The organism is Pseudoxanthomonas sp. 22568 (genome assembly GCF_052044485.1).
Taxonomy (GTDB): Bacteria; Pseudomonadota; Gammaproteobacteria; order Xanthomonadales; family Xanthomonadaceae; genus Pseudoxanthomonas_A; species Pseudoxanthomonas_A beigongshangi.
Genome location: NZ_JBQENC010000005.1, coordinates 146,264 through 171,047 on the forward strand (window position 1 = coordinate 146,264; position 24,784 = coordinate 171,047).

Sequence of the window (24,784 nt, forward strand, 5' to 3'; positions counted from 1 at the left end):
GCAGGAAAATCAGGCCGGCCCGGTTTCGCCCACCGGGTGCACCACGAAGCCGTGCTTGCTGAAGATGCGGGCGAACTTGTCCGCGTTGCGGCCGAAATAGAAGAACGCCTGCCCGCGCGTGTTGCCGGAGATGTGCTTGCGGTCCGCGTTCCAGAAACTGATGCGGTGGTGGGTGAAGCAGATGCGCGTGCAGCGCGCGACCAGCACGTTGAACCAGCGGGTGTCGGTGGCGTTGTTGACCAGCACCACGCCCTCGCCGAACTGGCCGGCTTCCAGCTGATCGACAAAACGGTTGACGGCGCGCGCGCACAGCCCCGCCGAGTAGGGCGGGTTCATGAACACCCGTCCGCGCCGGCCGACGTTCCAATCTTCGTCGAACGCGGAACGCTCGGCGGTGAGAATCCGGCGCGCGCCGACGATCTCGTTGGCGGTTTCCGAGGTGAAGGGGTCCAGATCGATGCCCCCCATCACCGCGCGCACCGAGTCCAGGTACTCCGGCGGGGTGAACCAGGAATCGGCGTCGCGTGCCTTGGCGGTCGGCACCCGGCCGATGTAGCCGAGCCGGTGGGCGCTGGCGGTGGACACCGGGAGCGCGACGATGTTGGTGCGGGGCGTCTTGGGCATGGTCGGGCATTCTATGCGCGCACGAGCCGGCTGTGCGCAGACATCGGTCTAGCGCAGCAGGATCCGCAGATCGCGGTTGGCGGCGGCGGCGTTGCCGCTGTAGTCCAGCGCGGTGATCCGGATCAGGTACTCGCCGGCGGGCAGTTCCGTGGGTTGCCACGCTCCGGCTTCCACCACGCCATCGCGGATCCGGTTGGTCACCACGTACTGGAAGCGGGTGACCGCGCTGCCGTGCACGGTGATGCCGCTGTCCGGCGCGTAGGCGAGCATCACCGCGTCCGGATCCGGCGGCATGCGGTTGAACTCGATGTTCATGCGCGGCGCCTCGTGGCCGGGCAGGGGCCTGCCTTCGGCGTCCAGCAGCTGATAGCCCAGCGCGTACAGCCCCAGCCGACGGCGCGGCAGGTTGCGATCGACCTGATCCCAGGCTTCGGCCACGATCTGCACGCCGGACAGTTCGCGCGGCACGATCAGCCGGCCGCCTTCCTTCTCCTCCAGCGGCTGGCCCAGGGTATCGAGCAGGTGGATGCCGTCGATGCGCGGTGGCTGGTGATCGGCATAACCGGTGAAACCCAGTGCGATCGCGTTGCGCTCGTAACCGCTGGCGCCGACGCTCAGGTGCACATGCGCCATCGGATTGATGGTGCCCAGCACGTCGCCGGCATGGAAGCGGGTGCCGCGCCGGACCCGGATGCGTTCGGGCTGGCCGGCTTCGTCCATCAGCAACTGGAAGCGCGGATCGGTCACCTCCCCGCGCGCGCTCCGGCCCACCCGCATGTGGATGTAGGCCAGCATGTCCAGCCCCATTCCTTCGCCCTGCCCGCCATATCCCCACGCGGCGTAGGGGCTGCTGACCTTGCCGTCGGCGATCGCCAGCACCGGCTGGCCGATGTCGCCGCGGATGTCCAGCCCGCTGTGCAGGTGGTCGCGGTTTTCCTTGCGGAAATTGCCGCGCACTTCGCCCAGCGTGCCGACCACTTCGTGCCAGCCGTCCTGCGGATGCAGCGGCCAGCGTCCCTGCGTGTCCGGCAGCGGCGCGTGCGGAGCGGGACCGGCGACCGGGGGCGGCGGCGTGGCGGTACGCGGCACGATGCGGTGTACGCGGTAGCCAGTGGCATCGGTGGCGTGCAGCACGCCGCGCCCATCCAGCGCCAGACCAGCCGGGCGCGAGAGACGCTCCTGCTGCGCCAGGCCGGTGATCACGCGGACATGGCCGTCGGTGGCGATCTGGAGGATGCGGCCGCCGCTCATTTCCGACACATACAACACGCCGTCGCGGGTGATCGCCAGCGCCAGCGGACGGCCGATGCCGGTGGATCCATCCGGCCACCAGGTCCTGGCGGTGCCGACCACGCCATCGGCGGTGACATGGCGGATTGCGTTGTTGCGCAGATCGGCCACCCACAACACCCCCTGCCGATCGATCGCCAGCGCGGTGGGCGTGTCGAAACGCGCCGCCGCTCCCACGCCGTCGACGAAGCCGGGATACCCCCCACCGGCCAGCGTGGTGACCTGGCCGTCAGGCGAGATCACCCGGATGCGGTCGTTGTAGGTGTCGGCGACGTACACCCGTCCCCGCGCATCCACCGCCACGCCGGTCGGTCCGTCGAACCTCGCCTGCTCGGCCGCGCCGTCGCGATGGCCGGCGGTGCCGTCGCCGGCCAGCGTGCTGACGATGCCCTGCGGCGTGATCCGGCGGATGGCGTGGTTGCCGGTGTCGGCGACATACAGATTGCCGGCGCGATCCAGCGCCAGTCCGGACGGCGTGTGGAACGCCGCCGCGGTGCCCGCGCCGTCGCGGAATCCCTCCCCCGAACCGGCCAGGGTCGCCACCTGCCCGTCGCGGCCGATCCGGCGGATGCGGTTGTTGTCACCGCCATCGGCCACATAGACGGTGCCGTCGCCCGCCATCGCGATTCCGTAGGGATCGGCGAAGCGCGCGGCGGCCGGCGGGCCGTCGCGATCACCCCGGATGCCGTCACCGGCAATCAATTCGAGCTGCGCGGCCCAGCCCAGCGGCGTCGGTGCAGGTCCGACGCGCGGCTTCACCGCGGGTGCGAAGGGATCGAAGAAGAACGTGGCTGCCAGGGCCAGGGCAGTCAGGCCAATGACCAGACCCAACCAGGTTTTGCGCGTCATGCCGGTACGGGCTCCTGTCGAACGGCGCGGCAGCCATCGTGGCGCGGCGGTCGTGGCGATGGTCACATTCTTGCATGCGCCGACGCCCTCGTCCGCCGGGATCGCTAACATCACGGTCCATGTCTTCCGACCCCGTCCACGACGTCGCCCTCCCTGTCACCGCACCCACCTGGCCGCGCCGGCTCGCCACCGCGACACAGGTGGCGTGCCTCGTGTTCCTGGCGACGGCATCGCTGCTGCAATTCCTGCGTCCGGATCTGGACTGGCTACGCACGCCGCTGAGTTTCTATCTGGTCGGTCCACACGGTCCGCTGCTGCAGGCGGCATACCTGTTGCTGGCATCGGGATTGATTGGACTGGGCGTGTCGGCGTACCGCAGCGGCGCGGCGCAGGCCCGCAGCGCGGCGCCGTTGCTGCTGTTCGTGGTGGCCGGCGTCGCGCTGGCGGTCACGGCGTTGGCGCAAACGCCTTTTCCCGGACGTCCATTGACCTTGCAGGGCCTGGTGCACGGACTCGCGGCGCAGACCGCGTTCCTGTGCGTCACCGTGGCGATGCTGTTGCAGGCCTGGCGCTGGCGTGCCGATCCGGGCTTCCGGCACCGCTTCGCGCCCTCGTTCTGGCTGGCGGTGCTGTGTTTCCTCGCGCTGTGGACACACGTGCTGGTCCGCGATCTGCCGAGGGGCGCCAGCCAGAAGGCCGTCATCGCGCTGATCGGCCTGTGGCTGGTGCTGGCAGCCGGCTGGGTGGGTCGCGACCGGCGCGGATGATTCAGCGCGCGGTCTTGCCGCCCAGGTGGCGCGAGAGGAAGGCCAGCAGGCGCGTGTAGTACTCACGCCGGTGCTCTTCGGTATAGAAACCGTGGCCTTCGGTCTTGTAGTACAGGGTTTCCACCGGCACGCCGGCCTGCTTCAACGCTTTCTCCATGCGCTCGGAATGCGCGAGCGGCGCGCGCTCGTCGCGCCCGCCGGCGGCGAGGAACACCGGTGCCTTGATGCGCGCGGCCAGGGTGGTGGGCGAGCGCTCGGCCAGGCCTTCGGGCGGCCCCATCCACTCGCCCGCCCAGGTCTTGCCCGAACGGCTGCGGTTGGATTGGCGCCTGTGCATCAGGCGCAGGTCGTACACGCCGACGTAGCCGACCGCGCAGCGGTACAGGTCCGGTTCCCGGGCCGCGCCCATCAACGCCGCGTAGCCGCCATAGCTGCCGCCGTAGATGCAGATGCGCGCGGGATCGGCGATGCGCTGTTCGATCGCCCAACGGGTGGCGTCGGTGAGATCGTCCTGCATCCGGCCACCCCACTCGCGCGCACCGGCCTGCACGTGCGCGCGTCCGTAGTTGCCGGAACCGCGATAGTTGACCCGCAGGACCGCATAACCGGCCTCGGCGAGCATCTGTGCCTCGCTGTCGAATCCCCATTCGTCGAAGATGCCGAACGGGCCACCATGCGGAAGCAGCACCATCGGCGCCTGCGCCGCGGCGTTGCGCGGCAGGGTGAGGTAGCCATGCAACGGCAGGCCGTCCCGCGCCTTCATCTGCACCAGGCGGGTGGGCAGGACCACCGCGGGATCAAACCATTCGCGGGTGGAGAACACCCGGTCCGCCTTCTTCTCGACGGTGTCGAACAGGAAGTAGTCGCCGTGGTTGCGGTCGCTCCACACGAACAGCAGCGCCAGCCGGCCATCCGCGGTGATCGAAGTCATGTGGACGCCATGCCCCGGGAACGCGCGTTCCAGCGCGCGGTAGAACCGCGCGGTCTTGCCCTTTTCGTCGAAGAAGGCGTTGCGGACGCCCTCATGCACATAGGACACGCCAATCGGGGTTCGTCCATCGACGTCGTAGAGCGTGCGGAAGGGGTCCACGACGCGGTCGCGCAACAGCTCGGTATAGGTGCCGTCGGCCGGATTCCAGGCGACAACCGCGTCCGGGCCGTTCTTCTGCTCCACCTGCAGATAGGCGGTGCGGCCGTCGGCCGAGAATCCGAGCGGGAACTCGCGGTGCCCGGTCTCGTTCTCGTCGTTGATCAGGCGCCATTCGGCCCGATCCCCGTCGCGATAGTAGAGCCGGCTGGCGTTGTCCACGTCGGCGCCGTGCGCGAAGCGGACCACGCCCGCCCGGTCGGTGGTGAAATCCGCCCGCCGCACCGGCGCGGTCGCCACCGTGATTCGTCGTCGCGTGTAGATGTCGAGCCGGTCGATCGAGATGTAGGGATCGGTTGTCAGCGGCATCGCGGCAACCAGCACGTTGCGCTCGTCATCCGGCAGGGTGTCGGTGAGAAAGACCGCGCGCGGCGGGCCGGGCGTGTCCGTACGGCTGCCGATCTCGCCGGTACCGAACGGACTGGCCAGCAGGCGCGCGCCGCTGCCGTCGGCATTCACCGCATGCAGTTGGCCAAGCACCGACGGCTGGTCGCGCGAGCCCAGCCTTTCGGCCATCGATACGACCACGCGTTCGTTGTTGGCCCACCAGAAATCATCCACCACCGAATCGCGATCGCCACCAATCTTGGCGGTAACCGCGCGATCCGAGCGCCGGAGGATCGCCAGCACGGTGCGATCCTCGAGCGGCACGGTGACCGCGTAGTAGTCCCCGCTGGGGGAGATCTTGATCCGTTCGAACTGATCCGGCCGCAGATACGGCGCCAGATCCACGTTGGTGCCCGCATCGCTCCCCTGCGCCCACGCCGCCATCGGCACCAGGCACAACAACAACCCACCCCAAGTCCGCTTGCGCATTCCGATTCCGAATCCCTGGCAGTCCCCCGCATGCCCCGTGCATGCGCCTCCCCGGGGCGAATCGTCGCAGTTGGCACGCTTTCCGTCCACGGTCGGGCCGGGTCAACAACTGACGTGACGCGGCGTCGGCGTCACCTCCACTGCTGACCGCCGCTTGTCGCATGTCCTTGAAAAGGCGGAATTTCCTGCAATGGCACGAAGCCTGCGTATTTCCAGGCGTGGGGATGGAGAGGTGCGGGACGCAGGGAGGAGCAAGGCTGGTGCGATCCCGTTGGGGAACGGGGGCGTGATGTCCGGCGGAGGCCGGATGACAGGGGGCCAGCCTGATCGGAGCACGGCCGTACAGGGGCGGCCGTGGCTCCGCGCGAATTCCGGTCGAAGGCGTGCCTATTCGCCGTCCACGCCCGCCAGATCCATCACCCACTTGGGCACCGCAGGCTCGCCGGCGTAGAAGGTCTTCGGTTTCTTTTCGGCCATCGCCCAGCGGTGCAGCCAGCTCGGGCCGAAGCGTCCGTCATAGCCTTCCTCGCCGCGCCGGTAGGCGGGATCGCGCAGGGCTTGTTCCAGCGTCACGAAGGTGTAGCCGCGACGACGGGCGCCGTCGATCAGTCCGGCGAACGCGACCGCGTTGAGTTCGTTGGCATGCATCAACCAGACCTGCGGCAATGCATAGCCCAGCAATGCCTGCGACTGCTGTTCGTAGTAGTCGAGCTTGTTGAGCATGTAGGGCACGTAGCCCTTGCGCAGGCGTTCGAGTGTGGCGTCGCGATCGGTGCTGGCGGTTCGCGCCACCACGTTGGCGTAGGCAAAGGCCCAGACCCATTCGCCGTTGTCGACCGTGACCGGGGCGACGCGATAACCATGCGTGCCAAGGAACGCCGTCAACGCGGCGCGGCCGGCCGGCGTGCGGCCCGCGCGCAGGTAGGGATGGCGGAACCAGCGCGGCACCTTGCCCTGTTCGGCCAGCAGCGGGCGCAGCACGCGTTCGCCCTTGAGGATGTTCTCCTCGAACGCGGGCAAACCGACTTCGTGCAGATCCACGTGATCGAAGGTGTGGTTGCCCAGTTCATGGCCGGCGTCGCGCCAGTCGCGCAGCATCCGCAGGCGTTCGGGCTGCATCACGCCGCCCACTTCCAGCTTGCCCTCGTTGACGAAACCCACGACCGGCACGTCGGCCTTGCGCAGTTGCGCCATCAATCGCGCATGCCATTCCGGCAAATCCGCCACCGGCCTTTCGCCCAGGCGCTGCCAGGGCAGGTCATCGATGGTGACGGCGATGCGGCGATCCGGGGCGGTCGCCGTGGTGGACTCCCGCATGGCCGCTGGTTCGGCGGCGCGTGCCGCGCAGGACAACGCGCAGGACAACAGGACGAACATGGCACAGCACAGGTGGATCGCGCGCATCGGCACCGCCCGGAAAGAAGGATGGCGCCGAGCTTATCCCGTGCCAGGTCATCGCCGCCTGTGCCGGCGGCCGATGTTCATGCCGCGGCCACCGCCGGCGCCAGCAGCCGTTCGATCTTCGCATGCAGATCGGGATGCGCCGGCACGCGCAGGCCGAACTCGCGATGCAGCACCTGGATCACCGCATCCGCATCGGCCAGTGCATGGCGCTCGCTGGCGGCCCCCATCCGGTGGATCGCGAAGCTGCCCCCCTTGAGGGCCTTGCGCCAGCCCGGGCCGGTGCGCGCCACCCGCAGTTGATCGCGGAACGTCGAATCCGGATGGGTGGACACGTACCAGTTGCCCACCACGAAATCGATGTCGGCCTGTCGCTGCAGGTCGAATGCGTACAGCGGCCGCCACTCCCCGGCCACCCGCGCGCGCAGGGTGTACTGGCCTTCGCCGGATTCCAGCCGATAGACCTCGTGCGGCGTGGACTGCGCCTCGGTGCTTTCCAGTTGCAGCGGCGCGGTGGGCACCATGCCGCCGAAGCCGACATCGGTGATCCACGACTCGCCATCGATTTCCACCAGCACCAGCATGTGGGTGCGCGCGGGAACGATGTCGGCCGCGCCGTCCATCAGCACCCGCCCGGTCAGTCCGCGCGCCTCGAAGCCGAGCCGTTGCAGCAGGGCCAGGAACAGGCGGTTGAGCTCGAAACAGTAGCCGCCGCGACCTTCGAACAGCAGTTTGCGTTCCAGTGCCGGCAGGTCCAGCGGCACCGGCAGGCGCAGCAGGGTCGAAAGCGTCTCGAAGGGAAACTCGGCGGTGTGCCGCTGCTGCAATTCGCGCAAGGTCTCCAGCGTGGGCGGCGGCGCGGCGGCATAACCGAGCCGTTGCAGGTAGGGATAGGCGTGCTGCAGGGTCGGGATCATGGGCATGGCGGGATCGGGGGGAGTGCCACTGTGCGCCCTCAAGCCCGCTTGAGGTCAAGGCCGCCCGGCGACCGCGCCCATCCGCGGTCGCCCGTCCGCCCGGTCGCCGCGCGAGCGGGCGTTTCAGGCTGCCGCACCCACGCTATCGCGCCTGTCGGAACCGCCAGCCGTAATTGTTGCCCGGCAGGACCGGCAGGGTGTTGCGATAGGCGCGCATGCGTTCCTCATTGGTCGGGGCCGTTGGAACCGCGTGGCGCGCGGGATGCTGCAGCGAAAGGAACGCCAGCGGCCCCAGGGTGGCCCGCATGGCGCGGATGAAGTCCGAATCGTTCATGGCGCACCTGCCTCTGTCGTGGCGATGGCGCACCTGGTGCGGACGGGGAAGGAACCGCCCGCAGGCCGGTGCTTCGATCGGAACAACGCGGCGGCCCGTGGGGAACGGCCAGCGGCACCGGCGACCGGGCGATGCCGCACCGCAACTCGCATGTAAACGTTTACATCACTAGTATCCGGGCATCCGCGGGGTCCCGCGGCCTCCCCGCCACGCTCGAGGGCTCGCGATGTCCGGTTCCACCGTTGTCCGCCGCACCCGCCTCACCCTTCGCCACGGACTGGCCCTGACCGCCCTGCTCGGGCTTCCGCTGGCGCAGGCCCAGCAGCCCCTGCCGCCGCGCGCCGAATGGAAGGCCAGCAGTTCCTCCACGACCAATCCGGCCATGGCCCCGGCGATGGGCGTCGACGGCAATCCCAAGACGTACTGGGGCGGGCCGTTCTCGGCTGGCCACTGGTTTCAGGTGGATCTGGGCCGCACCACGCCGGTGGGCGGCGTGCTCATCCGGTGGGAAGGCGGCTTCGCCACCCACTACCTGATCCGCTACTCCAACGATGGCCAGCAATGGCAGGACGCGGTGCGGGTGACCGGCGGCAAGGGCGGCATCGAGTACGTGATGTTCCCGAGTGTGCAGGCGCGCTATCTGCGGCTGGTGGCACCGGATCGCACGGCCGACTGGGGGGTCTCGGTGGGAGAGTTCGAGCCGGTGGCGCACGCGCCACGCCTGCGGGGCGTCATGGGCGATGGCGATACCGACGCGCTGTGGATCGGCGGCGCGGCGCGCGTGCTGGACAAGCGCAATCCGCTGGAAATCGAACTGCCGCGCCCGCTGGCGCTGGCAGGCCTGGAAGTCACCTGGAAAACCCCGCCCGGCCGCGCGCGGCTGGAGGCGCGCGGCACCGACGGGCGCTGGACGCGGTTGGCCGAGGATCCGAATGTCGAAGGCACTTCTTCCTTTCTCGCCGCACCGGAGGTCCACGAGGCCACCGCGCTGCGGTTGGTGACCGAAGGCGGCGACGGCGCGATCGTGGATCGCCTGCAGTTGCTCGGCCCCAAGCGGCTGATGACGCCGATGCGGCGCTACGAGATCGCCGCCACGCGCCGTCATGGCGAGTTGTTCCCGTCGTCGCTGAAACAGCAGCAGGTGTACTGGACCACGGTCGGCATTCCGGCCGGCCTGCAGAAATCGGTGTTCGACGAGTACGGCAACCTGGAAGCGTTCAAGGGCGCGCCGCTGGTGCAGCCGGTCTGGCGCGATCGCGGCGGTCGCGCCGCGGCGGCGTTCAACGCGGATTTGCGCCACAGCCTGCGCGAGGGCTGGATGCCGATGCCGGCGGTGGAATGGTCGCCGCAGCCGGGGCTGTCGCTGCGCAGCGAGGCCATCGCGATCGAACAGGACGGCGCGCCGGTCACCCTGGTCCGGTATCGCCTGCGCAACACCGGTGATCAGCCGGTGGACGGGCAACTCTCGCTGCTGACGCGGCCGATGCAGATCAGTCCGCCATGGCAGAACGGCGGCTTGTCTCCCTTGCATGCCATCGCGGTGGAAGACGATGCGGTGCGGGTGAACGGGCGACGGCTGTTCCAGTCGTTGACGCCGCCCTCGGGCGCGGGCGTATCCGCATTCGGCGCCCATGGAGAAGGCGAGATCACCCACCACGCCGCGAATGGCAATGTGCCCGCGCAGCGCAGCGTGGAGGACCCGGATGGCCTGGCCGCGGCGATCCTGCAATATCCGGTGAAGCTGCGGCCCGGCGAGCACCGCGACGTGGTCATCGCGTTCGCGCTGGGCAACACGCGCCTCGACACCCAGGCCCGGCAATGGCCCGACGCGCCCACGCTGGATCGGGCGGCGTTGACCGCCGGCGGCGATCCAGGCGTCGCCTTCGACACGCTGGCCGACACGCTCGCGCAGCAATGGCAATCGCGCCTGGGCCGGATCGGCCTGAGCCTGCCGGACGCCTCGCTGGTGGACATGCTGCGCGCGCAGGCCGCCTACATGCTGATCAACCAGAGCGGCCACGCGATGCAGCCGGGCCCGCGCAACTACAACCGTTCCTTCATCCGCGACGGCGCCGCCACCGCGGCGATCCTGCTGCGCATGGGCATGGGCAGGACCGCCCGCGACTACCTGCAGTGGTATGCGGGCCATGCGGTGCATCCGAACGGGCTGGTCTCACCGATCCTCAACGACGACGGTTCGGTGAACACCGGCTTCGGATCGGATCTGGAGCACGACAGCCAGGGCCAGTTCGTCTGGCTGGTCGCGGAAATCGCGCGGCTGGACGGCGGCGCGGCCAGCGTCCACGACTACCAGGATGAAGTGAAGCGCGCGCTGCGCTTCCTGCAGGAACTGCGCGAACGCACGATGGTGCCCGGTTACCTGGCCGACCGCGAGGCGCCGGAACGCTTCCACGGCATCATCGCGCCCTCGATCAGCCACGAAGGCTATCCGGTGCCGACCCACAGCTACTGGGACGACTACTGGGCGCTGAAGGGCTGGCACGACGGGGCGTGGCTGGCCGAGCAATGGGGCGACCGGGAAACGGCGGCATGGGCGCGCGAACAGTACGCCGCGCTGCGCGATTCGATGTCGGCGTCGATGCGCGCGACGATGAAATGGAAAGGCATCGACTACATTCCGGCTTCCGCCGATCTGGGCGACAGCGATCCCACCAGCGTCTCGATCGGCCTGGATCCGACCGGCCAGCAGGACCTGATGCCGGCCGATGCGCTGGCGCGTACCTTCGCCCGCTACCTGGCCGACGTGCGCAAGCGCACGCCCGATGCGCTGTACGCCTACACACCGTACGAAATGCGCAACGTGCTGACCTACGTACACCTGGGACAACCGGCCGAAGCCAACGAACTGCTGCAGGATCTGGTGCGCCATCGCCGTCCCGCCGAGTGGCAGGTGATCGCGGAGGTCGTCTATTCGGATCTGCGCCACGCGATCTACCTGGGCGACATGCCGCACACCTGGATTGGTTCGGAATACGCGCGTTCGATTTTCGGCATGCTGATGTACGAGGCCGACGATCACCTGTCGCTGCTGCCGGGTACGCCTCCGGAGTGGGTCGCGGGCGAAGGCCTGTCGGTCGATGGCCTGCCCACGGCCCATGGCACGCTGAAGATGCGCGCGCGCCGCGAAGGCGGACAGTTGCGTGTTTCGCTGGGCGAGGGACTGCCCGCCGACCTGCCCGTCATGGTCAACTGGCCCGGCCGCTCCGCGCCGAAGCAGGTCACCGTAGATGGCCGCCGCGTTCGCGATTTCGACGCCAACGGCGTGCGCCTCGCGCGTCCCTTCAAGGAATTGATCGCGCAATGGTAGCGCCGGGCTTGCCCGGCTGCTGTTGCGCGCCAATCCGGATGCTCCGGGTAGCGGAGCAAGCTCCGCTCTACGGGGTGTAGAGCCGGGCTTGCCCGGCTGTCGTTTCGCGCTAGACCGGACGTCCAAGGCAGCGGAGCAAGCTCCGCTCTACGGGGTGGCGAGGCGTTCCTCGATGGCCGAGAACGCCGAACGTCCACCGGTACGCGCTTCGGGAACGCCGGTGACGAAGTAGGCCACGCCCGTGCCGGTCACCGGATCGACCCAGAGGCCGGACAGCAGGCCATAGGCCGAGCCGGAATGGCCGAAGCGTTCGATGCCATCGCCGAACGGATCGTCGTGGCATCCCTCGCGCGGCGTCGCCAAGGTCTGCACCGCCAATCCGTAGCGACAGAAGAAGCCGCGTCCGCCCTGCCCGCTTTCGTCCTCTTCCGACGTCAGGCCGGTACCGGGTGAATAACGCCACTGCGGTTCCACCAGGGTACGCACCGATTCCGGACGCAACAGGCGGACCCCGTCCACCTCGCCTTCGGACAGCAGCAGGCGGCCGATTTTCGCCAGCCCGTTCGCCGAGATCCGCAGGCCTCCCTGCGGCGAGAACAAGGCGCCGTTGTCGCCGGCCCGCCATCGCGCCAGATCGCAGCTGCCATCAGCGGCAAGGACCACCGGGCATTCCGGCCGGTGCCCGCGATTGTCGTCACGTACCGGCTGGCGGCCCTCGTCATACAGCACCACGGCGCGTGCGGCGGTCGCGTCACTGCAACTGGCCCAGTTGAAGCATCCATCGATATCCAGCGGCTGCAGCACCAGGCGCTGCATCAGTCTGTCGAAACGCTCGCCCGTGGCCTTTTCCATCACCGACGCGACCAACGGAAAATCCAGGTTGGCGTAGCGGAAAAACGTGCCCGGCGCGTGTACCGGATCCCAGGCGCGCGGATCGGCCAATACATCCTGCAACAAGCCGCCCAACGGCACCTGGTAGTAGCCCGCCGCGTCGGTCAGGCCGGCGCGGTGCGAGAGCAGCAGGCGCAGGGTGATCGGTGTATCGGGGAAAGCCGGGTTGCGCAGCTGCCATCCCAGCCAGCGCGACACGTCGGCATCGAGATCCAGTTGGCCGGCCTCGACCAACCGCATCACTCCGATGGCGGTGACCAGCTTGGATATCGAGGCGATGCGCACCGGATCCGCTGCCGTCACCGCGCGGTTCGCGGCGATGTCGGCCAACCCGCGCGCATTGGTGGCGGTGATGCCTTCGCGATCGAAGGCCACGCGGACGGTGGCGATGGGCTCGTTGGCATGCAACGGCATCGCGGCAAGCAACACCCCAAGCAGAAACCCGGTACGCACCATCATGCTCTCCTGTGAAATCGGGCGGCCCATGCGAGCGGGCCATGCAACGCCTGCCGCGCCATGGGTTGAAGCCTACTGCATCGCCTTCCGGCAGACGACCGCCACGGCGGTGAACCGGAACACCACGTGGTGGATGGCGCGCCGTTGACGCGGCGCGTCATCGCCAGCACTCGATGCCGTGCGGCGAGTCGCGAACGAAGGCGACGGGCGTCGTGTTCTAATCCACACCATGCCCCCCTCGCCCACCCTCGACGATCTGCGCCGCCATGCGGTGGCGCGCACGCTGTTCACGCCGACCACGCTGCTGACCGCCATCCGCCGCCTGGGCTTCGTGCAGGCCGATCCGATCCGCGCCCCCGCGCGGGCGCAGGACCTGACCCTGCGCCATCGGGTGAAGGACTACCGCGCGGGCGATCTCGAGCGCCGCTACACGCGACTGCCGGTCGAGGAGGATTGCCTGGTCAACTACGGATTCCTGCCGCGCGAGCATCTGGCACTGATGCATCCCCGGGTGTCGTCACGTCCCTGGGACGCGCAGACGCGCCGCAAGGCGGCCGACGTACTGGCGTTCGTGCGCGAACGTGGCGCCGTGCATCCACGCGAGGTCGAACAGGCGTTCGCGCATGGCCGGGTGACCAACTACTGGGGCGGCACCAGCAACGCCAGCACCCATCTGCTCGATGGCATGCACTACCGCGGCATGCTGCGCGTGCAGCGTCGCGACAGCGGCACCCGCATCTATGCCACCGCCGAGCATCCGGTCGCCGACGACAGCGAAGCGGCGCGCGTCCAACGCGCCACCGCGCTGCTCGATCTGGTCGTGCGCAAGTACGCGCCCTTGCCTTCGGCCAGCCTGACCTATCTGGCACGGCTGCTGGGCTACGGCGCCCCGCATCTGGCCGCGCAGATCCAGATCGCGCTGCGGCAGGCGCGCGCGCAACTGGCCAGCGGCACGTTCGACGGCACCACCTGGTACTGGCCGGGCGATGAGAATCCGCGCTCGCGGCGTTTCCAGGCGGACGAGCGGGTGCGCCTGCTGGCCCCGTTCGATCCGGTTGCCTGGGATCGCCGCCGCTTCGAATTGTTGTGGGGCTGGACGTACAAGTTCGAAGCCTATACGCCGGCGGCCAAGCGTCGTTTCGGTTACTACGCGCTGCCGCTGCTGTGGCGCGATCGGATGGTCGGTTGGGCCAACGTCGCCGCGAAGGATGGCCGCTTGCAGCCAAGCTTCGGCTATGCCGATCGTTCTCCGGCGAAAGACCCGGCCTTCCGTCGCGCCCTCGAGGATGAACTGGACGACATGACCCGGTTTCTTGCCGGGCATGCCTCCGCCTGATCGCCAAAGGGTGTGCCATCGCCGGGAACGGTGGCGCGGACTGCCGATGCCAGCCTGACCGCGCAGGCGCCACGATTGTCCGTGCAACGCCGGGGCGCCGAACTACTTCAGGCATGCACCCAACTGGTTCTCCGCGTACCACAGCGCGCGCCGCGCCTGGTCGTAGGCCGCGTCGCCACGGCGCGGCAGCATCTGCCGGGCCATGATCGGGTCCGCACCATGGGCCAGTGCGTACTCGACCTGTTCCAGTTCGGTCAGGTGGGTACGGGCGGTAGCCAGCAGTTTCTGCACTTTCGCCGCCTCGCACGAAGCGGCGCGTTTCTGCAACGCTTCCAATGCGGTGCGGATGCGACGGCTGGCTTCGCCCGACAGGCCCGGCACCTTCTCGTGCGCGATGGGCGCCGCCTTGTAGGCATTGCCGGTTTCCGCGCGTCCCAGGTCCGAGGCCTGCTCGTAGGCCTGCGGTTTGAAACCCACCTCCGGCGGCGGCCGCGCCCGTACCGTCTGCCGCTCTTCGCCGAAGATCTTCTTGCCGATCGCCGCCAGGCCATCGCCGAGTTTGCGCGCGGCCTGCTGGCCGAGGGTGCCGTCGCTGGCCCAGGTACCACCGAACGGACTGTCGGGATCGGTTTCGATGGGATTGGGCGGATACAGCAGATCCCGCGCGCGCTTGAGTTCGCGTTCGTTGGGCAGGCCCGGCGGATTGGCCGGAGGCTCGTTCTTCGCCATCGGATCGATGCGTGCCTGTGGCGGCAGCCTGGCCCGGCCCGTGTCGCGGTCGTACAGGCGATCGACGACCCGGTTTTCCTTGGGAGCGGGTGGCGCGGTACGCCTAGCTTCCGGCCGCACCACGCTCGCCGGCTCAGCCGTGCGGGGCGACGCGACTGTGTCCGATGATGGCGTCGTGGCGGCATCGGGCGATCGGCGAACATCGGCCGGAGGAGGCGTGACGGGCGACCAGCGCGGCCGTTCCAGATAGACCACCCGCAGCGAATCATCGTCGCGCGCGGTGGGCAACATGGGTCCTCGCAGCAGCAGCTTGCCAATCAGCAGCAGGATGGCGGCAGCGGTGGCCGCGGCGATGACGCGTGAGGCGGATTCATCGGGATAAGTGAATCTCACGCGATCTGCTGCCTTCGGAGCGATGGTGGTCATCCGCTTCAACGCGCGGACAGGATGCCGGTTGACCGATGTTGCCTGTGCAAGTTCCCACCATTTGAAGTCCCATGCCGGAACCGGCGCGTCGGCGTTTTACTGATGTTCATGCGTTCACGTCGGCACGATGTTTGTTTTTCGTTTTGCACCCGGCGAATGCCGTACGGCCTGGACGGCATGCGGGAACGATGAAGCCTCCCTGCGAAAGCACGGCGCTGCATCCCGTCCTGTGAAAGCGCACCCGGGATTCATGGATGGCGTGAAAAAGAAAAAAGGCGGCCCGTGGGCCGCCTTTTTCATGAAGCCGCTCCGCCGGTTCAGACGCCGATCGGGTTGGCCTTCTCCACATCGATCTTGTACTGCTTGATCGCGCGGGCGACGTCCTTGCCGGTCATCTTGCCTTCCTTCGCCAGCGCCGCGATCGCGGCATGGGCGATGTAGTAGCGGTCGACCTCGAAGAAGCGGCGCAGGTTGGCGCGGGTGTCGCTGCGGCCGAAGCCGTCGGTGCCCAGCACGGTGTACTGCGTCGGCACGAAGGCGCGGATCTGGTCGGCATAGCCGCGCACGTAGTCGGTGGCGGCGATGGCCGGGCCCTGGCGACCTTCCAGTTGCTCGGTCACGTAGGCCTTGCGCGGCGCCTTGGCTTCCGGATTCAGGCGATTCCAGCGCTCGACGTCGAAACCGTCGCGACGCAGCTCGTTGAAGCTCGGGCAGGACCAGATGTCGGCGGTGACGCCGAAATCCTTGTCCAGCAGTTCCGCCGCCGCGATCGCCTCGCGCAGGATGGTGCCGCTGCCGAGCAGTTGCACGCGCAGCTCGCCCTTCTTCGGCTTGCCCGCGTCCTTCAACAGGTACATGCCCTTGATGATGCCGTCGGCCGCGCCTTCCGGCATGTCCGGGTGGGCGTAGTTCTCGTTCATCAGGGTGATGTAGTAGTACTCGTCGACCTGCTCCTGCATCATCCGCTGCACGCCGTGCTGCAGGATCACCGCGACTTCGTAGCCGAAGGTCGGGTCGTAGCTGCGGCAGTTCGGAATCGCGCCGGCCAGCAGGTGGCTGTGGCCGTCCTCGTGCTGCAGGCCTTCACCGTTCAGGGTGGTGCGGCCGGCGGTGCCGCCGAGCAGGAAGCCGCGGGTGCGCATGTCCGCCGCCTGCCAGGCGAGATCGCCCACGCGCTGGAAGCCGAACATCGAGTAGTAGATGTAGAACGGCAGCATCGGCACGTTGCTGACCGAGTAGCTGGTGCCGGCCGCCATCCACGACGCGATCGCGCCCGGCTCGCTGATGCCCTGCTGCAGCACCTGGCCGCTCTGATCCTCGCGGTAGTACATCAGCTGGTCGGCGTCGACCGGCTTGTACTTCTGGCCGAACGGCGCGTAGATGCCGATCTGGCGGAACATGCCCTCCATGCCGAAGGTACGCGCCTCGTCGGCCACGATCGGCACGATGCGCGGGCCGATCTGCTTGTCGCGCAGGGTGATGTTCAGCGCCTGCACGAACGCCATGGTGGTGGAGATCTCGCGCTCGCCGGTGGACTTGAGCAGGCGCTCGTAGGTCTCCAGCTTGGGCGCCTCGAACGACTCGGCGGCCTTGCGGCGGCGCTGCGGCAGGTACCCGCCCAGCGCGGCGCGACGTTCCTTGAGGTACTGCACTTCCGGCGAATCCTCGCCCGGATGGTAGAACGGGATCTGCGAGGCTTCCTCAAGCTGCTTGTCGGTGATCGGAATGTTGAAGCGATCCCGGAAGGTGCGGATGGCGTCGTCGTCCAGCTTCTTGGTCTGGTGGGTCGGGTTGAGCGATTCGCCGGCCGAACCCATGCCGTAACCCTTGACCGTCTTGGCCAGGATCACGGTCGGCATGCCCTGGGTGTTCACCGCCTCGTGGAACGCGGCGTAGACCTTGTGCGGATCGTGGCCGCCGCGGTTCAGGCGCCAGATGTCGTCGTCGGAGAGATTGGCGACCATCGCCGCGGTCTCCGGATACTTGCCGAAGAAATTCGCGCGCGTGTACGCGCCGCCGAAAGCCTTGCAGTTCTGGTATTCGCCGTCGACGGTTTCCATCATCAGCTTCTTCAGCACGCCGTCGGTGTCGCGCGCCAGGAGCGGATCCCAGTAGCTGCCCCACAGCAGCTTGATCACGTTCCAGCCGCCGCCGCGGAACACGCCTTCCAGCTCCTGGATGATCTTGCCGTTGCCGCGCACCGGGCCGTCCAGGCGCTGCAGGTTGCAGTTGACCACGAAGATCAGGTTGTCCAGGCCCTCGCGGCCGGCCAGCGCGATCGCGCCCAGGGTTTCCGGCTCGTCCGACTCGCCGTCGCCGATGAAGCACCACACCTTGCGATCGGACTTCTCGATCAGGCCGCGGTGCTCCAGGTACTTCATGAACTGCGCTTGGTAGATCGCCGCCAGCGGACCCAGGCCCATCGACACGGTCGGGGTCTGCCAGAAGTCCGGCATCAGCCAGGGATGCGGATACGAGGAAATGCCCTGGCCGTCGACTTCCATGCGGAAGTTGTCCAGCTGCGCTTCGTCGATGCGGCCTTCCAGGAAGGCGCGCGCGTAGATGCCGGGCGAGCTGTGACCCTGGATGAACAGTAGGTCGCCCGGATGCTTGTCGCTGGGCGCGCGCCAGAAGTGATTGAAGCCCACGTCATAAAGGGTGGCGCCGGAAGCGAAGCTGGCGATGTGGCCGCCGAGGTCGCCGGGCTTGCGGTTGGCGCGCACCACGGTGGCCATTGCGTTCCACCGGATGATCGAGCGGATGCGCCATTCCAGCGCGGCGTCGCCGGGCGACTTGGCCTCGTTCTGCGGCGCGATGGTGTTGACGTACTCGGTGGTGGGCGAGAACGGCAGGTAGGCGCCCGCGCGGCGCGTGACTTCGACCATGCCTTCCAGCAGCTGATGTGCACGCAGGGCGCCGTTCTTCTCGATCACCGCCTGCATCGAATCGATCCATTCGCGGGTTTCCAACGGATCCGGATCGCTCTGCAGCATCTCGTTCAACCAGTTCATTACCACTCCCAATCTGTCGCGCGGGACCGCGCGGACGTTGTCGTTTTCAGGACTTTGAAGTGTAGCGCACCGCCCCTGTCCCGATCTGGCTACGCGGGCGTATGGATTCGTGATTTTTTCGTTGTCCTGGCCGGTTTGACCACACCAAAATGAGACCTCTGGCGCTGCGCGCCGGGTGCCCGGGCGACGTATCATCCGCGCGGGGGGACACATCGCAGGGATTCGGGGTGCCGCATGAAGGGAAGTCGGCAGGACGGGGCTTTGTCGCCGGAGCGAACCGGCGTGGTGCATTGGCGCCGGAGCCTGCGCACCCGCATCGCGCTGTGGTCGGGCGTCATCAACGTCGCCGTGCTCCTGCTGCTGGCGGTCGGCATCGCCTGGTTCGCGCGCCGGCTGATCATCGAAGATGCGCGCCGCGACACCATCGCCAGCACCCAGGAGGCCGCGGACCGGCTGGACACCGCCCTGCGCGCGGTCGTCATCACCACCAGCGGATTGTCCGACCTGCTGGCCAATTCCAACCTGGATCCGGCCGAACTCACCACCACCCTGCGGGCGATGGTGCGCGCCACGCCCGGCAGCGTCGGCGGCCTGCTGGTGGTCGAGCCGGAACAGCCCGGCCAGGCCGGATTCGCGCGTTACATCAGCGCCAACGGCCGGGATCGCGATTTCATCGCCGACGGCTACGACTACCGCGCGCAGGGCTGGTACCGGCGGACCGTGTCCGCGCCCGGCGGCTGGTGGTCCGAACCCTACCTCAACCGCACCGCGGGCGACGTCTGGATGGTCACCTACAACCGTCCGCTGCGTCCGCAGGGCCGTGGCGTGACGACCCGCGGCATGGTCAGCCTGGACATCCCGCTGTCCGAGCTGACCGGCAACTTCGAGAGCCTGGCCAACCTGCCCGGCTGGCGGGTCTCGCTGGTCGCGCCGGCCGGCACCCTGGCCGCGAATCCCGATGTCGGGGTGGAAGACAACCTCACCCTGGAACAACACATCCGTCGCGCCGGACGCCCGGACCTGCAACCGGCCGCCGACGCCGTGCGCCTGCACCAGCCACTGCAGTTGATGCATACCGATGCCCGGACCGGCGAGAAGCGCTTCACCGTGGTCGAGCCGATTGGCCAGAGCGGATGGAGCCTGCTGGTGGCGCAGTCCTATGCGCTGATCATGGCGCGCCTGGATCAGGCGCTGGGCTGGCTGCTGGCCGGCGGCGCGGTACTGGCGTTGTTGTGCATGCTGCTGGTCAGGCGACTGGCCAGCCGCATCAGCCAGCCGGTCGAACAATTGACGGCCTCGGCCGCGTACCTGGCCGAGGGCCATTACGACAGGCCGGTGCCCTATACCCGCCGCCAGGACGAAGTCGGCCTGATGGCGCGCACGCTGGAACACGCGCGCACCTCCATCCAGCGGCAGCTGGCGGAAATCGAGGAGATGGGCGCGGCCCGGCAGAAGCTGGAGAGCGAACTGGCGATCGCGCGCGACATCCAGTTGGCCATGCTGCCGCCCGGACGCGTCATCGATCGCGATGATCGCCATCTGGAAGTATTCGCGCTCCTGGAGCCGGCCAAGGCGGTCGGCGGCGATTTCTACAGCTTCATCGAAGGCGGCGACGGCCGGCTGTGGTTCGCGATTGGCGACGTCTCCGACAAGGGCGTGCCGGCGGCGCTGTTCATGGCACGCACGGTCACCGTGCTGGAAGTCGCCGCGCGCGCCGGCGACTCGCCGTCCTCGGTCCTCGCGGAAGCCTCCCACCGGCTGGTCGAGGGCAACGACACGTGCATGTTCGCCACGGTGCTGTTTGGTTGCGTGGACCCACGCAGTGGCCAGTGCGTGCTGGCCAGCGCGGGCCACGACGCCCCGCTGCTGCTGCACGCCGACGGCGCCTGCGAAACGGTGCCGGTCGCCTCCGGCCCGCCGCTGGGCTTCGAGATCAGCCAGGAGTTCCCGCTGTGGCGGGGCCGGCTGCCGGCGGGCGCCACCCTGCTGGCCTACACCGATGGCGTCACCGAGGCCTTCGATCCCGCGCAGCGGGCATTCGGCCTGGAGCGCCTGATCGACGGGCTGCGCCCGGACGAGAGCGCGCGGATGCAGTGCGAGGACGTGATCGCGCGGGTGCATGGTTTCGCCCATCCGGCGCCGCAGTCGGACGACATCACGGTGCTGGCCATGCGCCTGCGCCAGGATCACCGGATTCAACCACGCGTGGAGGAGGCAGCCACATGCTGATACGCCTGATCGTGCCGGGCGAGTACGCCCGGGTGGAAGATCTCAACGCCTCGCTGGAGGCCGTGCTCAACCGCCACGGCATGGCCCGGGCCATCCGCGACGACGTAAGGCTGATCGTCGAGGAACTGGCCAGCAATGCCATCGACTACGGCGGCGAACCGGCCACCGGCGCCGCACAGCACGAGCTGTCGGTGGATATCAGCATCGAGGACGGATTGCTGCACCTGGAGTTCCGCGACACCGGCGCGCCGTTCGATCCGCTCAGCGCGCCGGAACCCGACATCGACGCCGACATCCGCGATCGCGCCATCGGCGGCCTCGGCGTCTACCTGATCCGGCAACTGGCGCACCGGATCACCTATCAGCGCATCGACGCCTGCAATGTCCTGCGCGTCAGCCTGCGCATTCCCCAACCGGAGAGCGAACCATGAGCCTCGAAATCACCCTGCTGCCGCCCGGACAGGGCAGCCAGCGCGTCGTGGTGGCCGGCCGCCTGGACACCCATACCTACGAGGATCTGGACGAAGCGCTGGCGCCGTTGATGACGACGCAATTGCATTCGCTGGTACTGGATCTGTCGCAACTGGAATACATCAGCAGCGCCGGCATCCGTTCGATCTTCAAGGCCCGCAAGACCCTGGCCGCGCATGGCGGCAAGGTGCTGGTGGTCAATCCGCAGCCGCAAATCCAGAAGGTGTTCGACGTGGTCAAGGCGGTGCCGCTCAACGACATCTTCGGCTCCACCGCCGAGGCCGACGCCTATCTGGACGCGATGCAGCGCAAGGTCCTGCAGGGCGATGACAGCGACTGACGCCGCCTGTCACACTGTCCGGCCTACCGGGGGCGCTCAGGGACACCGCGCATGAGTCTGGACATCGACATCTATCCACCCGTCAACGGCAACCAGTACATCGTGCTGACGGGCCGGCTGGATTCGCATACCCATGAAGCGCTGGATGACCAGCTGGAGGCACTGCTCGCCGGCAGGCCGCAGGCGCTGGTGCTGGATCTGGCGCATCTGGAATACATCAGCAGCGCCGGCGTGCGTTCAATCCTGAAGGCACGCAAGGCGCTGGCGCCGCACGAGGGCAAGCTGCTGCTGGTGCATCCGCAGGAGCAGATCCGCAAGGTCATCGAGATCGTGCAGGCGGTGCCGATGGACAGCATCTTCGCCAGCACCGAGGAAGCCGATGCGTATCTGGATGCCTTGCAGCGGGACATCCTGGGCGGGTCGTGAGGTCGCCAGGAGCAAGCGCTCCTCAACCGCCGAATGGCAAGTCAATCCCCCTTGGTCCCCCTTTTTCAAAGGGGGGAGTGAAAGCGGGTTTCCAGGCAATCTTGCGGCTGGGATAGCCCCCTTTTTAAAAGGGGGCGGGCACCTGCGAAGCAGGTGACGGGGGATTTGCTTTTGGCGCCGAAAGCAAATCCCCCTCAATCCCCCTTTTGCAAAGGGGGAGGTAAAAGCGGTTTCCAGGCAATCTTGCGGCTGGGATAGCCCCCTTTTTAAAAGGGGGCGGGCACCTGCGAAGCAGGTGACGAGGGATTTGCTTTTGGCGCCGAAAGCAAATCCCCCTCAATCCCCCTTTTGCAAAGGGGGAGGCAGAAGCGGGGGTCCAGGCAATCTTGCGGCTGGGAGTAGCCCCCTTTGAAAAAGGGGGCGGGCGCCTGCGGAGCAGGCGACGGGGGATTTGCTTTCGGCGCCAAAAGCGAATCCCCCTCATTCCCCCTTTTCAAAGGGGGAGGAACAAGCAGCGCTGACATAACCTCTTTGCACCGGGCCAGTGGCAGCAACGGCGAAGCATTCCCGCAAACCGGCCATCCCGCCCTCGCGGGATGGCCGTGAGCCACTTCAACCCAGGCTGGCCTTTTCCGCTTCCAGTTGCGCGCGGATCTGCGCGTCCACCGCGGCGATGGCGGTCATGTTGACCACCCGGCGCGGCGTGGCGCTGGTGGTCAGGATGTGGACCGGCTTGGAGATGCCCATCAGGATCGGGCCGATGGCGACGCCGTCGGTGACCACGCGCACCATGTTGTAGGTGATGTTGGCCGCGTCCAGGTTGGGCAGCACGAACAGGTTGGCGCGCCCGCTCAGGGTGCTGCCCGGCATGATGCGCTGGCGCAGCGCCTCGTCCCAGGCGGTGTCGCCCTGCATTTCGCCGTCGACGTTGAGGTCGGGCTTGCGCTTGAGCAGCAGCTCGCGCACCTGCCGCATCTTGGTCGAACCGCGGGTTTCATGGCTGCCGAAGTTGGAGTGCGACAACAGCGCGATGCGCGGTTCGATGCCGAACAGCTTCAAGCGGTAGGCTGCCTGCAGGGTCGCCTCGGCGATCTGCTCGGCGGTCGGATCTTCCTGCACGTGGGTATCCAGGAAGAAGTACGCACCCTGGTTGTTGATGACGCCGGTCATCGCCGAGGTCGACTGCACGCCCGGGTCCAGCGGAATCACGCTGCGCACGTAGCCCAGCTTCTTGTGGAAGCGGCCGACGATGCCGCTGACCATCGCGTCGGCCTCGCCGCGCGCGACCATCACCGCGGCAATCAGGGTCGGGCGCGAACGCATCAGGTTCTTGGCCGCGGCCGGGGTGACGCCGCGACGCGCGGTCAGCGCGTGGTAGTACTGCCAGTAGTCGTTGAAGCGCGGATCGTCGTTGATGTTGGTCAACTCGAAATCCACGCCGGCGCGCATGCGCAGGCCCAGGCGTTCGATGCGCGCGTCGATGACGTCCGGGCGGCCGATCAGGATCGGGAAAGCCAGGCCTTCGTCGATGACCGTCTGCACCGCGCGCAGCACCGTCTCCTCCTCGCCCTCCGCGTAGGCCACGCGCTTGCGGTCTGCGCGCGCGCGGTCGTAGACCGGCTTCATCATCAGGCTGGTGCGGTAGACGAACTGGCCCAGCTTTTCGCGGTAGGCCTGCAGGTCGGCCATCGGCCGCAGCGCCACGCCCGAATCCATCGCCGCCTTGGCCACCGCCGGCGCCAGTTCCACCAGCAGGCGCGGATCGAACGGACGCGGGATCAGGTATTCGGGACCGAAGCACGGAATGTCGTCGCCGTAGGCGGTGCCGAGGTCCGAGGCTTCGCGCCGGGCCAGATCGGCGATCGCGTGCACGCACGCCAGCTTCATGGCCTCGTTGATGCCGGTGGCGCCCACGTCCAGCGCGCCGCGGAAGATGTAGGGGAAGCAGACCGCGTTGTTGACCTGGTTCGGATAGTCAGAGCGGCCGGTGGCGATGATGCAGTCCGGGCGGACCTGCCGGGCCAGCTCCGGCAGGATTTCCGGATTGGGGTTGGCCAGCGCCAGGATGATCGGCTTGTCGGCCATGGTCGCGACCATTTCCGGCTTCAGCACGTTGGCAGCGGACAGGCCCAGGAAGAGGTCGGCGCCATCGACGATTTCGGCCAGGGTGCGCTTGTCGGTGTCGCGGGCGTAGCGCGCCTTGTCCGGGTCCAGGTGCGGGCGGCCGGTGTAGAGCACGCCGTCGCGATCCACGGCCAGGATGTTCTCCGGCTTCAGGCCCAGCGCCACCAGCATGTCCAGGCAAGCGATGCCGGCCGCGCCGGCGCCGCTGGTGGCCAGCTTGACGTCCTCGATCTTCTTGCCAACCACTTCCAGCGCGTTGACCACCGCCGCGCCGACGATGATCGCGGTGCCGTGCTGGTCGTCGTGGAAGACCGGAATCTTCATCCGCTCGCGCAGCTTGCGCTCGACGATGAAGCATTCCGGCGCCTTGATGTCTTCCAGGTTGATGCCGCCGAAGGTCGGCTCCAGGCTGGCGATGATGTCGACCAGCTTGTCCGGATCGGTCTCGTCGATCTCGATGTCGAACACGTCGATGCCGGCGAACTTCTGGAACAGCACGCCCTTGCCTTCCATCACCGGCTTGCCGGCCAGTGCGCCGATGTTGCCCAGGCCCAGCACCGCGGTGCCGTTGGAAACCACCGCGACCAGGTTGCCGCGCGCGGTCATCTCGCTGGCGGCGTTGGGATCCTCGACGATGGCCTCGCAGGCATAGGCCACGCCCGGCGAATACGCCAGCGCCAGATCGCGCTGGGTCAGCATCGGCTTGGTCGGCGAGACCTTGATCTTGCCGGGGGGCGAAAGGCGGTGGTATTCGAGGGCGGCCTGCTTGAAATCGTCGTTGGACATTACGGGCGGTCTGGGCAATAGCACGAAAGAGGCCCGATTCTACCCCCTGCGGCCGGGGTCTGCCGGCTTTCCGGTGCCATGGATCG

At 67.9% G+C, this 24,784-nt stretch carries 17 protein-coding genes; 7 read left to right on the forward strand and 10 right to left on the reverse strand.

Going from position 1 to position 24,784, the window contains the following annotated elements; all coding sequences use genetic code 11:
• Positions 1-9 precede the first annotated feature (9 nt).
• Together ACTJI2_RS08250 and ACTJI2_RS08255 are read right to left on the reverse strand one after the other, a co-directional pair.
• On the reverse strand, positions 10-624 hold the full coding sequence (locus ACTJI2_RS08250; RefSeq protein WP_440841715.1) for a DNA N-6-adenine-methyltransferase: 615 nt from the start codon (positions 622-624) through the stop codon (positions 10-12).
• 48 nt (positions 625-672) lie between these two features.
• On the reverse strand, positions 673-2,763 hold the full coding sequence (locus ACTJI2_RS08255; RefSeq protein WP_440841717.1) for a gluconolaconase: 2,091 nt from the start codon (positions 2,761-2,763) through the stop codon (positions 673-675).
• A 119-nt stretch (positions 2,764-2,882) separates the two neighbouring features.
• Here ACTJI2_RS08255 and ACTJI2_RS08260 point away from each other — a divergent pair, with 119 nt between their 5' ends.
• On the forward strand, positions 2,883-3,530 hold the full coding sequence (locus tag ACTJI2_RS08260) for a DUF998 domain-containing protein (RefSeq protein ID WP_440841719.1): 648 nt from the start codon (positions 2,883-2,885) through the stop codon (positions 3,528-3,530).
• 1 nt (position 3,531) lies between these two features.
• Here the strand turns inward: ACTJI2_RS08260 and ACTJI2_RS08265 are convergent, their stop codons facing one another.
• The 4 genes from ACTJI2_RS08265 to ACTJI2_RS08280 all read right to left on the reverse strand — a co-directional run bounded on the left by ACTJI2_RS08265 (position 3,532) and on the right by ACTJI2_RS08280 (position 8,145).
• Positions 3,532-5,493, reverse strand: coding sequence for an alpha/beta hydrolase family protein (locus ACTJI2_RS08265; RefSeq protein ID WP_440841720.1), 1,962 nt, complete (start codon positions 5,491-5,493; stop codon positions 3,532-3,534).
• A 387-nt stretch (positions 5,494-5,880) separates the two neighbouring features.
• Positions 5,881-6,810, reverse strand: a complete 930-nt coding sequence (locus ACTJI2_RS08270) for a polysaccharide deacetylase family protein (protein WP_440841874.1) — start codon at positions 6,808-6,810, stop codon at positions 5,881-5,883.
• Positions 6,811-6,974: 164 nt separating this feature from the next.
• On the reverse strand, positions 6,975-7,817 hold the full coding sequence (locus tag ACTJI2_RS08275; RefSeq protein WP_440841721.1) for an arylamine N-acetyltransferase family protein: 843 nt from the start codon (positions 7,815-7,817) through the stop codon (positions 6,975-6,977).
• Between the two features lie 136 nt (positions 7,818-7,953).
• Entirely contained in the window at positions 7,954-8,145 is a 192-nt protein-coding gene (locus ACTJI2_RS08280) for a hypothetical protein (RefSeq protein WP_183640605.1), read from the reverse strand.
• A gap of 226 nt (positions 8,146-8,371) precedes the next feature.
• Between ACTJI2_RS08280 and ACTJI2_RS08285 the strand changes: the two genes are divergently transcribed.
• Positions 8,372-11,473 (forward strand): discoidin domain-containing protein, encoded by a 3,102-nt coding sequence (locus ACTJI2_RS08285; protein ID WP_440841723.1) that lies wholly within the window; start codon positions 8,372-8,374, stop codon positions 11,471-11,473.
• A gap of 147 nt (positions 11,474-11,620) precedes the next feature.
• Here ACTJI2_RS08285 and ACTJI2_RS08290 read toward each other — a convergent pair whose 3' ends face one another.
• A complete protein-coding gene (locus ACTJI2_RS08290) occupies positions 11,621-12,817 on the reverse strand; it encodes a serine hydrolase domain-containing protein (protein WP_440841724.1) in 1,197 nt (398 codons plus the stop codon).
• A gap of 232 nt (positions 12,818-13,049) precedes the next feature.
• Here ACTJI2_RS08290 and ACTJI2_RS08295 point away from each other — a divergent pair, with 232 nt between their 5' ends.
• A complete protein-coding gene (locus ACTJI2_RS08295) occupies positions 13,050-14,156 on the forward strand; it encodes a DNA glycosylase AlkZ-like family protein (RefSeq protein ID WP_440841726.1) in 1,107 nt (368 codons plus the stop codon).
• A gap of 102 nt (positions 14,157-14,258) precedes the next feature.
• Here the strand turns inward: ACTJI2_RS08295 and ACTJI2_RS08300 are convergent, their stop codons facing one another.
• Together ACTJI2_RS08300 and aceE are read right to left on the reverse strand one after the other, a co-directional pair.
• Complete coding sequence (locus tag ACTJI2_RS08300) at positions 14,259-15,278, reverse strand: hypothetical protein (RefSeq protein WP_440841728.1); 1,020 nt, start codon at positions 15,276-15,278, stop codon at positions 14,259-14,261.
• Positions 15,279-15,628: 350 nt separating this feature from the next.
• On the reverse strand, positions 15,629-18,322 hold the full coding sequence (aceE, locus tag ACTJI2_RS08305; RefSeq protein ID WP_440841730.1) for a pyruvate dehydrogenase (acetyl-transferring), homodimeric type: 2,694 nt from the start codon (positions 18,320-18,322) through the stop codon (positions 15,629-15,631).
• A gap of 234 nt (positions 18,323-18,556) precedes the next feature.
• Here aceE and ACTJI2_RS08310 point away from each other — a divergent pair, with 234 nt between their 5' ends.
• The 4 genes from ACTJI2_RS08310 to ACTJI2_RS08325 are packed head-to-tail and all read left to right on the forward strand — an operon-like array spanning position 18,557 to position 21,788.
• Positions 18,557-20,551 (forward strand): SpoIIE family protein phosphatase, encoded by a 1,995-nt coding sequence (locus ACTJI2_RS08310; RefSeq protein ID WP_440841731.1) that lies wholly within the window; start codon positions 18,557-18,559, stop codon positions 20,549-20,551.
• Entirely contained in the window at positions 20,545-20,982 is a 438-nt protein-coding gene (locus ACTJI2_RS08315) for an ATP-binding protein (protein WP_440841732.1), read from the forward strand. Before ACTJI2_RS08310 ends, ACTJI2_RS08315 begins: the two co-directional genes overlap by 7 nt.
• The gene (locus ACTJI2_RS08320; RefSeq protein WP_192199044.1) at positions 20,979-21,362 is read left to right on the forward strand and encodes an STAS domain-containing protein; all 384 of its coding nucleotides are present in this window, start codon (positions 20,979-20,981) and stop codon (positions 21,360-21,362) included. The genes ACTJI2_RS08315 and ACTJI2_RS08320 overlap by 4 nt, the downstream gene beginning before the upstream one ends.
• 51 nt (positions 21,363-21,413) lie before the next feature.
• A complete protein-coding gene (locus tag ACTJI2_RS08325) occupies positions 21,414-21,788 on the forward strand; it encodes an STAS domain-containing protein (protein WP_183640589.1) in 375 nt (124 codons plus the stop codon).
• A gap of 612 nt (positions 21,789-22,400) precedes the next feature.
• On the opposite strand, the gene ACTJI2_RS08330 is transcribed toward ACTJI2_RS08325, so the two are convergent.
• Positions 22,401-24,698: an NADP-dependent malic enzyme gene (locus ACTJI2_RS08330; protein ID WP_183640587.1), complete on the reverse strand. Its 2,298-nt coding sequence runs from the start codon at positions 24,696-24,698 to the stop codon at positions 22,401-22,403.
• Between the last annotated feature and the right edge of the window lie 86 nt (positions 24,699-24,784).

Bases quoted from the DNA above. Each gene is read 5' to 3' on its own strand.
- ACTJI2_RS08270 (WP_440841874.1), bottom strand. From the start codon at position 6,810: ATGCGGGAGTCCACCACGGCGACCGCCCCGGATCGCCGCATCGCCGTC.
- ACTJI2_RS08310 (WP_440841731.1), top strand. From the start codon at position 18,557: ATGAAGGGAAGTCGGCAGGACGGGGCTTTGTCGCCGGAGCGAACCGGC.
- ACTJI2_RS08275 (WP_440841721.1), bottom strand. From the start codon at position 7,817: ATGCCCATGATCCCGACCCTGCAGCACGCCTATCCCTACCTGCAACGG.
- ACTJI2_RS08265 (WP_440841720.1), bottom strand. From the start codon at position 5,493: ATGCGCAAGCGGACTTGGGGTGGGTTGTTGTTGTGCCTGGTGCCGATG.
- ACTJI2_RS08255 (WP_440841717.1), bottom strand. From the start codon at position 2,763: ATGACGCGCAAAACCTGGTTGGGTCTGGTCATTGGCCTGACTGCCCTG.
- ACTJI2_RS08330 (WP_183640587.1), bottom strand. From the start codon at position 24,698: ATGTCCAACGACGATTTCAAGCAGGCCGCCCTCGAATACCACCGCCTT.
- aceE (WP_440841730.1), bottom strand. From the start codon at position 18,322: ATGAACTGGTTGAACGAGATGCTGCAGAGCGATCCGGATCCGTTGGAA.
- ACTJI2_RS08325 (WP_183640589.1), top strand. From the start codon at position 21,414: ATGAGTCTGGACATCGACATCTATCCACCCGTCAACGGCAACCAGTAC.
- ACTJI2_RS08315 (WP_440841732.1), top strand. From the start codon at position 20,545: ATGCTGATACGCCTGATCGTGCCGGGCGAGTACGCCCGGGTGGAAGAT.
- ACTJI2_RS08280 (WP_183640605.1), bottom strand. From the start codon at position 8,145: ATGAACGATTCGGACTTCATCCGCGCCATGCGGGCCACCCTGGGGCCG.
- ACTJI2_RS08285 (WP_440841723.1), top strand. From the start codon at position 8,372: ATGTCCGGTTCCACCGTTGTCCGCCGCACCCGCCTCACCCTTCGCCAC.
- ACTJI2_RS08260 (WP_440841719.1), top strand. From the start codon at position 2,883: ATGTCTTCCGACCCCGTCCACGACGTCGCCCTCCCTGTCACCGCACCC.
- ACTJI2_RS08320 (WP_192199044.1), top strand. From the start codon at position 20,979: ATGAGCCTCGAAATCACCCTGCTGCCGCCCGGACAGGGCAGCCAGCGC.
- ACTJI2_RS08295 (WP_440841726.1), top strand. From the start codon at position 13,050: ATGCCCCCCTCGCCCACCCTCGACGATCTGCGCCGCCATGCGGTGGCG.
- ACTJI2_RS08250 (WP_440841715.1), bottom strand. From the start codon at position 624: ATGCCCAAGACGCCCCGCACCAACATCGTCGCGCTCCCGGTGTCCACC.